Genomic DNA, 15,041 nt, shown 5'->3' on the forward strand with positions numbered 1-15,041 from the left:
AGCGCGAGCACGAACTCGGTACGTTGGAGGGCGCGATCGACGCGGTCACCGACGGGGTCGGCGGTGCGGTCCTGATCCAGGCAGCGACCGGCCTCGGCAAGACGGCGCTCCTGCGCGCGGGCATCGAGATGGCGCGAGCCCGCGAGCTCACGGTGCTCCACGCCCGCGCCACGCAGTTGGACTCGGCGTACGGTCTCGGCCTCGCCCGGCAGCTCTTCGGCGGCGTCCTCGGCGGGACGCCGGACGACGGCGGCGGCGACGAACGCGAACGGGTGGCCGAACAGGTTCGACGCATCCTGCAACCCGATCTGATCGCCTCGGGCACGCCATCGTCGAGCGTCGATCCGGACGGCGGCTTCGGCACGCTGAACGCCCTGTACTGGCTGCTGGCGGCGTTGGCCGAGGACCGGCCCGTCGTCGTCGCCGTGGACGACGCGCACTGGGCGGACGGACCGTCCGCGCGCTTCCTCGGCTTCACGGCCTCCCGGCTGGAGTCGGTGCCGGTGTTGCTGCTGGTGGCCGCGCGGGAGGAACCGGAGGGTGCCGTCGCCGAGGCCCTGCAGACGGTCGCCGGCGTCGCGGGCTTCCGGCTCCTGGAGCCCACCGGGTGGTCTCCGTCAGCCGTCGCCCGCTGGATCGAGGCGGCGGCGGGGGTGGCGCCGTCGGAAGGATCGGTCGCCGCCGTGCACCAGGCCACGGGCGGGTATCCGCTGCTCGTGGAGGCGCTCGTGCTGGAGGCGCTCCGTGAGGGGATCGCGCTCGAGACCGACGCCGCACAGCGCATCGGGGCGCTCGGTCCACGGGCAGTGGCGCGGTCGGTCGAGGCGCGGCTCGCCGGGGTGGGGGACCAGGCGCGAGCGGTCGCGCACGCCCTGATGGTGCTGGGTGACGGGGTGGACCTCACGACCCTGGCGACCATGGTCGGGGCGACGGCGACGGACGTTCAGGACGCACTCGCGTCCCTCGTCACCGCGGATCTCGTCGTGCTCGAGCCCGCTCCCGCGTTCAAGCACGCGGTCGTGCGAGCGGCGATAGAGGACGGGACATCGGCGGACGTGATCGTGCGTGGTCATGCCCGCGCGGCGGCGCTGCTCCGCGAGGCCGGTGCCCCGTCGGCCGCGGTCGCCGCCCACCTGCTCCGGACCGCGCCTGCCGGTGACCGCGCGGCCGTCGCCACCCTGCGGGCCGCGGCGGCACGCGCGGTCGAGCGCGGTGCACCCGACATCGCGGTGACCTACCTCGAGCGGGCGGTCGCCGAGCCCCCCGGCCTCTCGCAGCGCTCCGAGACGCTCCGAGAGCTCGGGGACGCCGCGCTGCTGACGGGTCGCCCCGAGGCCCTGGAGCATCATCAGGACGCGCTGGAGGCCGCGCAGGACGCCCGCCAGACCGCCCTCGCACGGCGCAGCCTCGCGCACTCGATGCTGGCGGCGGGGCGGCGCGACGAGGCCATCGCGGCGCTGCAGCGCGCCGCGGACGAGGCCGCGCCGGAGCACCCCGCCATCGCGATGGACGTGGACGTGGAGATCGCGGCGTCCGCGCAGATGGATCTGCTCCCGGCCGAGCTCGCAGCCGCGCGGCTCGCGCGCCACAGTCCTCCGCCGGCAGCCCGGACCGCGCCCGAGCGCGGGTTGCTCGGCGTCATGGCGTTCGAGGCGATCCGCTGCTGTCGCCCGGTCGACGAGGCACGGCGTCTGGCCCGGCTGGCCCTCGGCGACGGAGCCCCACCGCCTCCAGGCGCGGCGGTGTCGTCGGCGACGTGGCTGACGACACGGGCGCTCCTCTTCGCCGAGGATCACGAGCCGCTGCGGAGCTACTGCGAGAGGGTCCTCGCCGACGCCCGCCTGCGCGGCGCCCCGCTCGCGGCGATGAGCGCTCTGGTCTCGCTGGCCGAGCTGCACCTCCAGGCCGGCGAGCTGGCGGAGGCCGACCGCTATGCCGCGGAGGCACGGACGACGGAGGGGCTGCACCTCGCGCTCGTCGGCCCGCTGATCTCGGGCATCCAGGTGCGGTTGGCCGCTGAACGGTCCGGGACCGCGGCAGCGCGCGAGGAGCTGACCAGGTCAGGACTCCTGGATCTGGCGCCCGAGCACGTGTACCCGACGTCTCCGCTCTACGAACGGGCCTGCGTGAGGCTCGCCGACGGGGACGCGGAGGGCGCCGCCGCGGACTTCGCCGCGTGCGGGGACCGCCAGGAGCGGTCGCAGGCGCGGTGTCCGGCGCCGGTCCCGTGGCGGTCGGGCCTCGCGGTCGCTCTCGTACGCTCGGGTGACCAGGCGCGCGCCCGGGAGCTCATCGCGACCGACCTGGAGCTGCTCCGTGACTTCGGCGCGCCGGGGGCCCTGGGCCTCGGGCTGCGGCGAGCCGGGGCCGTGTTCGGCGGGCAGCAGGGAGTGGCCGCGCTCCAGGAGGCCGTCGACGTGCTCGAGGGCTCGGTGGCGAGGCTCGAGCACGCCCACGCGCTGTGCGATCTGGGCGCGGCCCTCCGCCGTGCCGGCGAGCGCAACCGGGCGCGCGACCTCCTGCGCCTGGCCTTGGACCGCGCCAACGCCCTCGGGGCCTCGGCCCTCGCCGATCGTGCTCGCGAGGAGCTCGGTGCCAGCGGGGCGCGTCTGCGTCGGGAGGCCGCCCGGGGAGCAGACGCCCTCACGCCGGCCGAGCGTCGCGTCGCCGAGCTCGTCGCCGAGGGCCTGACCAACCGCGCGATCGCCCAGCGCCTCTTCGTGTCCCTCAAGACCGTCGACACCCACCTGCGCCAGATCTTCCGCAAGCTCGAGGTGTCAGCGCGGGGGGACGTGGGGGCTGAGCTCGCGCGCGCCTCGCCTCCGTCGGCATCGGCCTGACGAGCGGAGCGCCCCTGTGGGCCGCACCGATCGTCTCGGCTACAGCCCCATCGTCTTCCCGAGGATCTCCTTCATGATCTCGTCGGTGCCGCCGCCGATGGGTCCCAGCCGTGCGTCGCGCGCGGCCCGCTCGATCCCGTACTCCTCCATGTAGCCGGCCCCGCCGTGCAGTTGCAGGCAGTCATCGATGACGTCGAAGCAGGCGCGCTGCGTGGCGAGCTTGGCCATCGTGACCTCGCGGACCGCGTCATGGCCCTCGTGGAAGAGACGCAGGGCGTTGTAGGTGACGCTGCGACCCGCCTCGATCGTGGTGGCGATCTCCGCGAGCTTGTGCCGGCTGACCTGGAAGTTCCCGATCGGCCGGCCGAACGCCTTGCGCTCCTTCACGAACTCCAGCGTCTTCTCGAACGCGGCCTGCATGCCGCCGACGGCGCCGAGCGCCATCAGCAGCCGCTCCCACTGGAAGTTGGCCATGATCAGGTAGAAGCCCTTGTTGAGCTCCCCGAGCAGGTTCTCGTCGGGCACGAAGACGTCCTCGTAGGAGATGAGGCCCGTGTCGGACGCGTGCCAGCCGAGCTTCTCGATCTTGGTGGCGTGCACGCCGGGCGCGAACTCGCCGTCCTCGCCACGCGCGTCGATGAGGAAGAAGCTCATGCCGCCGTGGCCACCTTCAGGCGTCGTCTTCACCGCGGCCACGTGGTAGTGGGCCCGGACGCCGTTGGTGATGAACATCTTCGACCCGTTGACGACCCACCCGCCGTCGACCTTCTTCGCGTGGGTGCGGATGCCGGCCACGTCGGAGCCGGCGTCCGGCTCGGTGATCGCCAGCGCGGCGATCTTCTCGCCCTTGATGCTCGGCACCAGGTAGCGCTGCTTCTGATCCTCGGTGCCGAACTTGAAGACCGGGGGGGTGGCGATGTCCATGTGCGCCCCGACCCCCGCGGCCAGGCCGCCGGACCCGCACCACGCGAGCTCCTCGGCCATGACGGCCTGGTGCAGGTGGTCGCCGCCCTGGCCGCCGTAGGACTCCGGGTACTTCAGGCCGAGGAAGCCGAGCTCGGCCATCCGGTCGAAGACGCTGTTGGGGAACCAGCGGTCGTCCTCCCACTGCGTCGCGTAGGGCACCAGCTCGCTCGCCACCCAGCGGCGGATCTGCGCCCGCAGGTCCTCGTGCTCCTGCGTGAAGGGGGGGCGGATCGCCGTGGCGGTGGCCGCGGCCGGAACGCCCTTGTCGTACGTCGTGCTCATCGTGACCTCAGAGTCGTTTTCTCAACATGCCGAACACGCCCCGCACGACCTTGCGCTTGAGCGTCCTGCCCTGGCGGGACTTCAGGAAATCGCCGATCGCGCCGGTTCCGCCACCGACGGCGTCCCCCGCGGGGCTCTTGCGTCGCGGCGGGGCCTGGGGGGCGTCCGGGTACGGAACCCGCTCCGCGGCGGGCTCCGCCGGCGCCTCTGGCTCGGGCTCGGGCTCCTCGAGCCTCGCCGCGAGGATCTCGCGGGCGCTCTCGCTGTCCAGGCGCGTGCCGTACCGCTCCTGCAGCGGGGAGGCGGCGACGGCCGCGGTCAGATCGTCGGTCGGCGCCATCCGCGAGCGGGGCGCGCTGAGCTTGGTCTGCACGACCGGCGTCGGCACCCCGTTCTCGTCGAGCACGGTGACGATCGCCTCGCCGATGCCGAGCTGTGGCAGCAGCTCCTCGAGGTCGTAGAGGTCGCTCCGGGGGAAGGTGCCGACGCTCGCCTTCAGCGCCTTGGCGTCGTCCGGGGTGAACGCGCGCAGGGCGTGTTGCACGCGGTTGCCGAGCTGGGCCAGCACATCGCCCGGCACGTCCTTGGGCGTCTGCGTGACGAAGAAGACGCCGACGCCCTTGGAGCGGATGAGGCGGACCGTCTGGACCACCGACTGCAGGAAGGCGTCGGTGCAGTCGGCGAACAGCAGGTGCGCCTCGTCGAAGAAGAACGCGAGCTTCGGCTTCGGCAGGTCGCCGGCCTCCGGCAGCGTCTCGAACAGCTCGGCCAGCAGCCACATCAGCGCGGTGGAGAAGAGCTGCGGCTTGTCCTGGACGCCGGGCAGCTCCAGGCAGCTGATCACCCCGCGTCCGTCGTCGGCGGTGCGGAGCAGGTCAGCGATGTCGAACTGCGGCTCGCCGAAGAACTCGTTGCCGCCGCCCATCTCCAGACCGATCAGCGATCGCAGCAGGACGCCGACCGTGGAGGACGCCAGGCCGCCGATGCCCTCGAGCTCGTCCTTGCCGTCCTCGGAGTCCAGGAACTGCAGCAGGGCCCGGAGGTCGCTGAGGTCCAGGAGCGGCAGGCCGTTGGTGTCGGCGTAGTGGAAGACGAGCTGCAGCGACTGCTCCTGCGTCTCGTTGGCGCCGAGGATCTTCGCCAGCAGCTGCGGGCCGAAGTCGCTGATCGTGGCCCGGACCGGCACGCCGGTGCCGATCCCACCCAGCGCCAGGTACTCGACCGGGAAGCCCGTCGGCTCGTACGGGACGCCGAGCTTGGCGGCGCGCCCCGCGGCCGGACCGTCGGGGGAGGGGTCGCCCGGGTCGGCGAGGCCGGAGAGGTCGCCCTTGACGTCGGCGACCAGGCACGGCACGCCGTGGGCCGAGAGCTGCTCGGCCAGCAGTTGCAGCGTCCGCGTCTTGCCGGTCCCCGTGGCGCCCGCGATCAGGCCGTGGCGGTTCATCATCGCCAGCGGCACGCGGACCATCGCGTCCGGGTGGGTCTCGTCGCCGAGCACGCCGCGCCCGAGATCGACGAAGGGGCCATCGACGGCGTAGGCCTTGGTGATGTCGGCGGCGAAATCGGTCATGGACCGAGCCTAACCCCGTGACCCGGGGTGTCCAGGAGCGTCGGGCGCGCAGGACGCGCCCACGACCGACACCTACGCATCACCCGGCTCGAACATGACCCCGTCGCGCTCCACGTACCCGTCCTTGCCGCCGACGCACAGGTACGTCGCCTCGCCGCCGATCGCCTTGAGCTTGCGCGGCACCTCGGGTGCGACCCGTGCGAGCCCGCCCGGTCCGAGTTCGTGCTCGGACCCGTCGCCGAGGGTCATGAGGATCCGCCCCTCGTGCACGAAGTACAGCTCCTCCTGGCGCTCGTGCGTGTGGAAGTTCGTCTCGTAGCCCTCGGGGAGCACGATCGCGTTGACGCCGAAGGCGGTGATGCCCAGGGGCGTGCGGATCTTGCGGAACCCGGGTCCCTCGCCGAGCTCGTCGAGGGAGGAGAAGGTCGTTCCGGTCTCCATGATCAGAGCCCGTAGGAGCGGCCGATGACCTCGAGCATGATCTCGTCGGTGCCCGCCCCGATGCGGTTCAGCCGCAGATCACGCCACGCTCGCTCCACGCCGTACTCCTTCATGTAGCCGGCACCGCCGTGGATCTGGATGCACTCGTCGGCGACCTCGACGGCGATGCGCGAGGCGTAGAGCTTGGCCATCGAGATCTCGCGCACCGGGTACTCGCCGTTGTTGAACCGCCACGCGGTCATGTAGACCATCTGCCGCGCGGTCTCGATCTTCGTGGCCATCTCCGCGAACTTGTGGCGGATGACCTGGAAGCGCCCGATCTCGCGGCCGAACGCCTTGCGCTCCATCGCGTACTGCAGCGTCTGGTCGAACACCCGCTGGGCGCCCGCGACGCATCCGGCGGCGCCGATCAGGCGCTCGCCCTGGAGCTCCCAGGAGATGTGGTAGAAGCCCTTGCCCTCCTCACCGAGCATCGCGCTCGCGGGCACGCGAACGTCCTGGAAGGCCAGCAGCGCGGTGTCCGAGGCGTGCATGCCGAGCTTCTTCAGGCGCTGCTCGCGGATGACCCCCGGGGCGTCCATCGGGACGAGGAACAGCGTGATCCCGCCGTGGCCCGCGTCCGGATCGGTCTTCGTCACCAGCACGATGACGTCGGCGCGGTGCCCGTTGGTGATGTAGGTCTTCGAGCCGTTGATGACGTACTCGTCGGTCGCCTCGTCGTAGACCGCGCGGGTCTTGATCCCGGCGACGTCGGAGCCCGCGTCGGGCTCGGTGATGCCGAGCGCGAGGATCGCCTCGCCCTGGATCGCCGGCACGAGCCACTGCTGCTTCTGCTCCTCGGTCCCGAACAGGTGGATGGGGGGCATGGCCATGTCGGTCTGGACCGCGATCCCCATCGCCAGCCCGCCGCACTGCGCTTGCGCCATCTCCTCGGCGAGCACGAGGTTGGCGTAGTAGTCGCCGCCCTGGCCGCCGTACTCCTCCGGCATCGAGAGCCCGAGGAACCCGAGCTCGCCCATCCGTCGCACGATCGAGTCGGGGAAGGTCTGCTCCTCCCACTCCTCCGCGTGCGGTGCGCACTCCTTGAGGACGAACGCGCGGATCGACTCGCGCAGGCGATCGTGCTCCTCGCTGAAGATGAAGTGCTTGCGTGCGCCCGCGTGATCGGGCTTCAGGACGCTGTCGGTCGTGGCCATGGAGCGACGGTACCGCGTGCGTCGGAGAAAGTAAACAGTGGAACTTCCTACTTTTCACTTCTTCGCGCGATCGGTCAGTGCGCCGCTGCCCGCGGCGTTAGGGTCGGTCCGTGCGGCAACTCACCAGCCTCGACGCCCAGTTCCTCGCCTTGGAGACGCCCCGCCAGACGGGTCACGTCGGCGGCGTCGCGATCCTCGATGCGTCGACCACGCCGACCGGGCACCTGGCGCTGGCCGACCTGCAGGCGCTGATCGCCGAACGGCTGCCGCTGCTGCCGCCGCTGCGCTGGCGGCTGCAGGAGGTCCCGCTCGGTCTCGACTACCCGTACTGGGTCGACGACCCGGACTTCGATCTCGAGTACCACGTCCGCGAGATCGCGCTGCCCGCCCCGGGCAACGACGAGCAGCTCGCCGAGCAGGTCTCGCGGATCGTCGCGCGTCCGCTGGACCGCGCCCGCCCGCTCTGGGAGCTGTACCTGGTCAGCGGGCTGGAGTCCGGGCACGTCGCGATGCTCAGCAAGATCCATCACGCGCTCGTGGACGGCCTGTCGGGAGCGGAGATCATGGGACTCCTGCTCGACCTCGCGCCGGAGGGGCGGGAGCTCCCCGCCCCCGGGTCCTGGGGCGACGACGCGCTCCCGCCGGGCACGCTCGGGATGCTCGGCCGCGGGCTGCTCGGGCTGCCCAAGTACCCGCTGCGCGTCCTGCGAGCCGTTCCCGCGGCGATCCCGAACCTGCAGGACACGACGCTCGGAGTGCTCCCCGGTGCCGGGCTGCTGGAGCGCCTGGGCCGCGGTGCGCAGCGTGCGCTGCCGGGCGCGGCCGAGCCCGCCCGGCTGCGGGAGCGCTACGTGTCGCCGCGCACCACCTTCAACGGTCGCGTGTCCCCCCACCGGCGCTTCACCTTCGGGCAGATCCCGCTCGACGACGTCAAGGCGGTCAAGAACCAGCACGGGTGCACCGTCAACGACGTCGTCGTGTCGATCTGCGCCGGCGCGGTCCGCCGCTGGCTGATCGACCATCAGGAGCTGCCCGACACGCCGCTGGTCGCGCAGATCCCGATCTCGGTCCGGACCACCGAGCAGGCGGGGACGTTCGGGAACCGGATCATGCTGATGGGTGCGCCGCTGTTCACCGACGAGCCCGATCCCGTGACGCGCCTGCAGCGCACGCACGAGGCGCTCGTCGGCATGAAGGAACGCCACAGCGCGCTGCCCGCGGACCTCCTGCAGGACGCCAACAACTTCATCCCGCCGGCCGTCTTCTCCCGCGCGGCGCGGCTGACGTTCCGGCTCGCGACCACGGGCGCGGGAAGGCCGGCGTGGAACCTCGTGATCTCGAACGTGCCCGGCCCGCCGGTGCCGTTGTACTGCGCCGGAGCCAAGCTCGTGGCCAACTACCCGGTGTCGGTGATCACCGACGGCATGGGCCTCAACATCACGGTCATGAGCTACTGCGGCAGCATGGACTTCGGCATCATCGCCGACCGGGCGCAGATGCCGGACCTGGGCAACCTCATGGGCTGGCTGCGCGAGGAGCTCGAGCTGCTGGCCGACGGGTGACCGACGGGGCCGCGGAGTCGGGGCGGAGCCGCGAGCCACGCGGCAGGCCGTCGTGGATAGCCTCCTGCCCGTGAGCTACGAGACCGTCCGTTACGACGTCGCCGAGGGCGTCGCCACCATCGCGATGAACCAGCCGGACACGCGCAACGCGATGTCCGACGCGCTGCTGACCGATCTGATCGCCGCGCTGGAGTCGGCCCGCGACGACGACGCCGTCCGCGTGGTCGTGCTCGCCTCCACCCACGAGTCCACGTGGTCGGCCGGAGGGAACCTGGCGGGCTTCGCCGCCGACGTCCCGCTCGTGCACAAGCACTTCGGCACCGATCGCTTCCCGTCGATCTTCAAGCTGATCGGGCAGCTCGGCAAGCCGGTCATCGCGTCGATCGACGGTCACTGCCTGGCCGGGGCCTTCGGGCTCGCGCTGGCGTGCGACCTCATCGTGGCCTCCGAGAAGGCGACGTTCGGCACGCCCGAGATCAACGTCGGCGTCTTCCCGTTCATGATCATGGCCCTGATCTACCGCAACGTCCCGCGCAAGAAGACGACCGAGATGCTGCTGCTGGGGGAGCGGATCGATGCGGCCGAGGCGGAGCGCCTCGGGATCGCCAACGTGGTCGTGCCGCGCGAGGCGCACGCCGCCGCGGTCGCCGACTGGGCGGGCAGGCTCGCGAAGAAGTCGCCGGTCCTGATGAAGCTCGGCAAGGACGCGATGTACCGCCAGATGGACCAGCCCTTCGAGGACGCGCTGGACTACCTGCGCTCGCAGCTCACCATCGCGTTCGCGACCGACGACATCCAGGAGGGCGTCAAGGCGTTCTTCGAGAAGCGCGACCCGGTCTGGACGGGGCAGTGACCGAGCCACACCCGGTTCGCGTCATCGGGCTGCTCTGCCCGACGAGCGACCGTCGCGCGTTCGCGGGCGAGGACACGGAGGCGCTCGCCCAGGCGCTGGCCGATGCGTCGGGAGGGGGGGCGCCGCGCATCATCGGATCCCCGGCCGACGCTCGGGCCGGCACCTACGAGGAGGACCTGCGCGAGCGGCGCGGCTGCATCCTGGAGGCGGGCGGTCAGGTCGAGGACGCCCTGAACGACGGCGAGCTGCCGGTCCTCGTCGCGGCGACGTGCACGGTCTGCACGACGACGATCCCCTCCGTCCTGCGGGCGCACCCGGCCGCCGTGGTCCTGTGGCTCGACGCCCACGGCGACTTCAACACCCCGGACACCACGCCCTCGCGATTTCTCGGCGGCATGTGCTTGAGCGCGGCCTGCGGCGTGTGGGACGACGGCCTCGGAGTCGAGCCGAAGCTCGAGCCGTCGGCCATCGTGTTCTACGGCGTGCGTGACCTCGACGGCGGCGAGCGCTCGCTGCTCGACGGCTTCGGGGTGAGCGTGCTGCGGCACCCGTCGCAGGTCCTCGACGCCATCCGGGGCCGCGAGGTGTTCGTGCACCTGGACCTCGACGTGCTGGACCCGTCCCTGCACGCCGCCGAGTTCCCCGCCCCGGGCGGCGTGACCGACGGTGAGCTCAGGCAGCTGCTGCGCGACGTCGTCCGTGAGGGCACGCTCGTCGGAGCCGAGGTCACCGCGTTCGCGTCGAGCGACAGCCTCGAGCTGGTCGCGGCTGCCGCGGCGCCTCTCGTGCAGCACCCCCGCACGGATTCCTGACGCGGGCGGCGCGTCCGCGACCGGTTCCGGGCGGTCCTCGGCGACCGTCAGTGGTCGTGGTCGTCGACCAGTTCCCGCATGCGGCGGTACTCGTCGGCGGTGATCTCGCGGCCGCCGACCGTCGAGAGCGCCGGGTCGCCGTCGAGGTACTGGCGTTCGTTGCGGCGCCACACCTGGATGTACTTGTAGAACGGCACCACGGGATGCAGGTGATGGACGAGGTGGTAGTTCTGGTACAGCAGCACCGGCGACATGACGCGCTCCATGCCGACGCGGTTGCGGGTCGTCTTCAGACGGTCCTCGGTGGGCTTGTGGTGCAGGCCGTGATGGGGGAGGTAGTCGAACGCCCACGCCAGGAAGAGGATCGCCAGCCGTGACGGGATGAAGAAGACCACGAGCCAGGGGACGACGTTGCCCGTGGCGAGCATCGCGATCGGCAGGCCCACGCCGGCGACGAGGCCCATGACGCCCTCGATCTGCTCGGGGCGCGGCCGCGAGCGGAGCTTCGGGAGGTAGAAGACGACGTAGTGGTAGTCGATGGACAGCCAGCGCAGCGGCTTCTGCCAGCCCGGTCCGCGCATCGTGTAGTGGTCGGGGTCGTCGCCGTCGTCGTGGTTGGTGAAGCGGTGGTGCTGCATGTGGATGAAGCGCCAGACCGGGAACGCGGCGTGGAGCGCGAAGATCGGCGTCGAGAGGCGTCCCATCAGGTCGTTCAGCCACTTGATGCTGGACGCCGAGTGGTGGCCGGCGTCGTGCGCGACCGTGAAGAGCATGTAGCCGGCGACCGCGTTCACGGGGATCGTGACGAGCCACGAGATCGTGTCGCCGAGGTAGAGCACCGTCGAGCCGACCCACATCGCCAGCCCGCCGATGAGCAGCATCAGGGTCGGCACCGCGATCTTCGGGACGGGCTCCGCCGGGTTGGGGATCCGTCGGACGGTGACGGGTGATGCTGCTGCGGGATTGCTGGTCGACACGGTGGAGGCCTCCGGAAAGGGGACAGTGCGCACACCGTACGGCCGCGCCGGATCCCGTTGCAACGGACGACCTGCCCACCGCGATGTGCGATGCGCACACTCAGTCGTGCAGATCCGCCCCGAACACGGCGGCGAGCAGCAGGGCGGCGTGGAGCTCGGCGGGGCGGTGCGTCGTCGGCGCGCCCCTGAGCTGCTCGCCGCGTCGCACGCGCTGCAGCACGGTGTTGCGGTGCAGGCCGAGCTCCCGTGCCGCGGTCGCAAGCCCACCGTGCGGCGCGACGACCCACAGCATGGCCTCCCGCGCGCGCGCCGCCGCGACGTCGGCGGCGGCCAGCGCCCCGAGCTCGTTGCGGACGAAGGCCTTGGCCGCCGCGAGGTCGCCGGTCAGCAGGTCGGCGAGCGCGATGTCCGTGAACGACGTGAAGGTCGGTGGGCGACGCTGCGTCAGGCCGACGGCGCGCCGGGCGCGGTCGGCCTGGTCCCTGGACCGCCGGAAACCCTCGATCCCGGTCGAGGGCTCCCCGAGGGCCACGTGGGCATCGGGCGCCGCCTCCGCGGCCACGGCGCGCAGCGACGCGAGGTCCGGCGGCGACGCGGTGGGGAGCGCGAGCCACGCACCGAGCACGCGCGGTCCGTCGGCGAGCAGCAGAGGGCGGGAGACCCCCGCGGTGCGCGCGACCGCGAGCGCGACCTTCTCGAGCGCGCCGGGGTCCCCGTCGGTCCAGCAGACGAGCGCGAGCTGCGTGCCGGTCAGCGGGTGCCCGAGCGTGCGCTCGGCGGTCTCCCGGTCGACCTTCTCGCCGGCGAGGATCGACCGGGTCACGTCGGCCCGCAGCAGCGCCGCCCGCCGCTGACGGCGCTCGCGCTCGGCGATGTGCTCGGTGCCCACCCGCGCCGAGACGGAGTCGATGTAGTCGAACATGAACGCGGCCGTCTCACGCATCGCGACCACCAGACGGTCGCGATCCGGGAGCGCGGCGACGAGGTCGGCGCTGAACCGCTCCCAGAAGTACGCGTGCCCGAGCCGGTAGAAGCGCAGCGTGGCGTCCATCGAGCCGCCGCGGGCCGCCATGCGCCGCGCGTGCTCCAGGGCTGCCACGGGCGCCTCGGTCGCCGACGCGGAGATGCCGTGCCGGATCATCGAGAGCACCGCTTCGACGTTGGAGGAGCACGAGGCCAGGGTGAGCGCCGAGATCTCGTCGTCGGCCGTCGCCTCCGGGATCCTGTCGGCGAGGAACTCGTACATCTGGGCGGCGATGACGTCGAGGTCACGGGCCCAGGCCGTCGCGAGCTCCCGGACTTCCGGGACGGTGACCTCGACGGGATGATGGCTCGGCGTCGCCATGTCCCGCGGAGCCTCGCACGTCGCGATCAGTGGCGTTCCTCCAGACCGACGGCCTCCCGCAGCCGCGTCGCGTGGTCGTGCAGATCGGGATCGTCCGCAGCGCGGCTGTCCATGAGCGCGCCGAGGGCCTCGGCGATGGTGTTGAGCTTCTCGTGCGCGGCCTCGTCCGAACGGCGACCGGCGTTCTCCAGGAGGGCGAGCAGCAGCATCGACACGATGCTCGAGACGGTGTGGAGCGCCAGCTCGGCGCTCTTCAGGTCCTTCCACAGCGGCAGGCTGACGGCCCACCCCACGATCAGGGCGGCGGTGAGCACGAAGAAGGCCGGGCGGGACACGACGCCCTGGGCGATCTCCACGAACCGCTCGAAGGCGCTGCGATGGTCACGGCCGGCTCCGCCGGTCCGGGCTGGGCGATCTGGCATGGCCCGGTCCTACCCGGTTTCCCGGCACTTCTGCGCTTGACCGCGCGGGCTCCTACGGGCAGAGTAGGAAGTGGAACGTCCTACGTTCAGCAATCGCCGGTCCCTACTTCCAGGAGCCCTCCTGTCCATGAGCCTCGACCACCCGGTCGTCATCTGCTGCTCGATCTCCGGATCGATCGCGAACCGCGAGCAGTGCCCCGCGATCCCCTACACCCCGGCCGAGTACGCGGCCGAGGCACGACGCATCGTCGACGAGGGCGGGGTGCACATCCACATCCACGCTCGCACCCCGTCGGGCGAGCCCAGCTACGAGGTCGAGGACTTCGTCGCGATCAAGCAGGCGATCACGGACGAGGTCGGCGACGCCGCGATCATCAACTTCTCCACCGGCACGGTCGGCGTCAGCGTGGAGAAGCGCATCGCCTACCTCGAGTCCGGGCTGCCCGAGGTCGCCGCGCTCAACATGGGCTCGATGAACTACGCGAAGTACTCGGCCAAGCGCAAGGCCTTCGTCTTCGACTTCGTGTTCCAGAACCCGTTCAGCGAGATCCTGGAGCTGCTCGAGGCGATGAACCGCCTGGGCATCAAGCCCGAGCACGAGTGCTTCGACGTCGGGCACGTGGGGTCGCTCGCCCCGCTCGTCGAGATGGGCGCATTGAGGACGCCGGTGCACGCCGACTTCGTCATGGGCGTCACCGGGGGGATCCCGCCCACGGCGCGCAACCTGGCGGCCATGGCCGACAACCTCGCGGCCATCCCCGGAGGTCCCCACCACTGGGGCGTGATCGGCATCGGTCGGGTCCAGTGGACGATGATCGCCGCGGCGCTGTCGCTCGGAGGGTCCATCCGCGCCGGCCTGGAGGACAACTTCTATCTCCCCGACGGCACCATGGCCCGGTCCAACGGCGACCTCATCGCCAAGGCGCGCGAGATGACGATCGACGCCGGTCGCCGTCCCGCGACCGTGCAGGAGGCGCGCGCCGCGCTGGGCATCCCGGCGCCCGCCGACCGCAACGCCGCCGCGTCCACGCCGTGAACGAGGACGGACTCCTCAAGATGAGCGAGCTCGCGGAACGCTCCGGCGTGTCCGCGGGCACGATCAAGCACTACCTGCGGGAGGGGCTGCTGGGCAACGACGCCGAGATCGTGCGCACCTCCCGCAACATGGCCTACTACCCACCGTCCTACGTCGAGCGCCTGCAGCTGATCAAGCGGCTGCAGGAGGACCGCTTCATGCCGCTGCGCGTCATCAAGGGGATGATGGACACCGACCCGGAACGCGCCGCCGCCCTGGTGGAGCTGGAGGATCGGATCATCGAGCGGGCGCTGGACCACGGCGACACGCGCGCCCGGATCAGCGCGGCCGAGGTCCGGCGGCGCTACGACGTCCCGCAGAACGTGCTGGATCGCCTTGCGGAGATCGAGATCCTCAGCCCGACGAGCCGCGGGTACGACCCCGACGACGTCGCGATCATCGAGGCGTTCAGCCGGTTCCGTGCCGGTGGGTACGACGAGCAGCTCGGCTTCACCGTCTACGACACCGTCCGCTATCGCGAAGCGCTGGAGCCCCTCGTCCAGGAGGAGGTCCGGGTGCTTCTGGATCGTCTCGCCGGCGAGGTGGACGCCGACCGGGCCGCCGAGATCATCGCCGCGGGCGCCGAGCCGCTGCGGGAGCTCATCGGGGCGCTGCACTCCCGGCTGCTGCTGCGTGAGCTGCACCGGCAGCGCGGAGCCGCCACCTCCTGACGCGCGACGGGACGCGATGGCTGCTCGCG

The 15,041-nt window shown here is 71.7% G+C and carries 13 protein-coding genes; 6 read left to right on the top strand and 7 right to left on the bottom strand.

Going from position 1 to position 15,041, the window contains the following annotated elements; all coding sequences use genetic code 11:
- Positions 1-2,840: AAA family ATPase (locus ABYE80_RS01590; RefSeq protein ID WP_372788143.1), on the top strand; the 2,840-nt coding region annotated here is incomplete at its 5' end.
- Positions 2,841-2,879: 39 nt separating this feature from the next.
- Here ABYE80_RS01590 and ABYE80_RS01595 read toward each other — a convergent pair.
- The 4 genes from ABYE80_RS01595 to ABYE80_RS01610 form a co-directional block, all read right to left on the bottom strand.
- On the bottom strand, positions 2,880-4,088 hold the full coding sequence (locus ABYE80_RS01595; protein ID WP_372788145.1) for an acyl-CoA dehydrogenase family protein: 1,209 nt from the start codon (positions 4,086-4,088) through the stop codon (positions 2,880-2,882).
- A 7-nt stretch (positions 4,089-4,095) separates the two neighbouring features.
- On the bottom strand, positions 4,096-5,658 hold the full coding sequence (locus ABYE80_RS01600; protein ID WP_372788147.1) for a helicase HerA-like domain-containing protein: 1,563 nt from the start codon (positions 5,656-5,658) through the stop codon (positions 4,096-4,098).
- Between the two features lie 72 nt (positions 5,659-5,730).
- Positions 5,731-6,099, bottom strand: a complete 369-nt coding sequence (locus ABYE80_RS01605; protein WP_372788149.1) for a cupin domain-containing protein — start codon at positions 6,097-6,099, stop codon at positions 5,731-5,733.
- A gap of 2 nt (positions 6,100-6,101) precedes the next feature.
- Positions 6,102-7,295 (bottom strand): acyl-CoA dehydrogenase family protein, encoded by a 1,194-nt coding sequence (locus ABYE80_RS01610; protein ID WP_372788151.1) that lies wholly within the window; start codon positions 7,293-7,295, stop codon positions 6,102-6,104.
- Between the two features lie 110 nt (positions 7,296-7,405).
- On the opposite strand from ABYE80_RS01610, the gene ABYE80_RS01615 reads away from it, so the two are divergent.
- The 3 genes from ABYE80_RS01615 (at position 7,406) to ABYE80_RS01625 (ending at position 10,522) form a co-directional block, all read left to right on the top strand.
- Positions 7,406-8,857, top strand: a complete 1,452-nt coding sequence (locus ABYE80_RS01615; RefSeq protein WP_372788153.1) for a wax ester/triacylglycerol synthase family O-acyltransferase — start codon at positions 7,406-7,408, stop codon at positions 8,855-8,857.
- Positions 8,858-8,981: 124 nt separating this feature from the next.
- Positions 8,982-9,710 carry an enoyl-CoA hydratase/isomerase family protein gene (locus tag ABYE80_RS01620; protein ID WP_372788193.1) on the top strand — a complete coding sequence of 243 codons (729 nt, stop codon included), beginning with the start codon at positions 8,982-8,984 and terminating at the stop codon, positions 9,708-9,710.
- Positions 9,707-10,522: an arginase family protein gene (locus ABYE80_RS01625; RefSeq protein WP_372788155.1), complete on the top strand. Its 816-nt coding sequence runs from the start codon at positions 9,707-9,709 to the stop codon at positions 10,520-10,522. Before ABYE80_RS01620 ends, ABYE80_RS01625 begins: the two co-directional genes overlap by 4 nt.
- Before the next feature lie 47 nt (positions 10,523-10,569).
- Here the strand turns inward: ABYE80_RS01625 and ABYE80_RS01630 are convergent, their stop codons facing one another.
- From ABYE80_RS01630 to ABYE80_RS01640, 3 genes are all read right to left on the bottom strand, one after another.
- The gene (locus ABYE80_RS01630; protein WP_372788157.1) at positions 10,570-11,499 is read right to left on the bottom strand and encodes a fatty acid desaturase; all 930 of its coding nucleotides are present in this window, start codon (positions 11,497-11,499) and stop codon (positions 10,570-10,572) included.
- A 100-nt stretch (positions 11,500-11,599) separates the two neighbouring features.
- Positions 11,600-12,844, bottom strand: coding sequence for a helix-turn-helix domain-containing protein (locus ABYE80_RS01635; RefSeq protein WP_372788159.1), 1,245 nt, complete (start codon positions 12,842-12,844; stop codon positions 11,600-11,602).
- A gap of 26 nt (positions 12,845-12,870) precedes the next feature.
- The gene (locus tag ABYE80_RS01640; protein WP_372788161.1) at positions 12,871-13,266 is read right to left on the bottom strand and encodes a low affinity iron permease family protein; all 396 of its coding nucleotides are present in this window, start codon (positions 13,264-13,266) and stop codon (positions 12,871-12,873) included.
- A gap of 127 nt (positions 13,267-13,393) precedes the next feature.
- On the opposite strand from ABYE80_RS01640, the gene ABYE80_RS01645 reads away from it, so the two are divergent.
- Positions 13,394-14,302, top strand: coding sequence for a 3-keto-5-aminohexanoate cleavage protein (locus ABYE80_RS01645; protein ID WP_372788163.1), 909 nt, complete (start codon positions 13,394-13,396; stop codon positions 14,300-14,302).
- Positions 14,303-14,322: 20 nt separating this feature from the next.
- Entirely contained in the window at positions 14,323-15,012 is a 690-nt protein-coding gene (locus ABYE80_RS01650; protein ID WP_372788165.1) for a MerR family transcriptional regulator, read from the top strand.
- Positions 15,013-15,041 lie beyond the last annotated feature (29 nt).

The sequence above is a fragment of the Paraconexibacter sp. genome (assembly GCF_041602235.1).
Taxonomy (GTDB): Bacteria; Actinomycetota; Thermoleophilia; order Solirubrobacterales; family Solirubrobacteraceae; genus Paraconexibacter.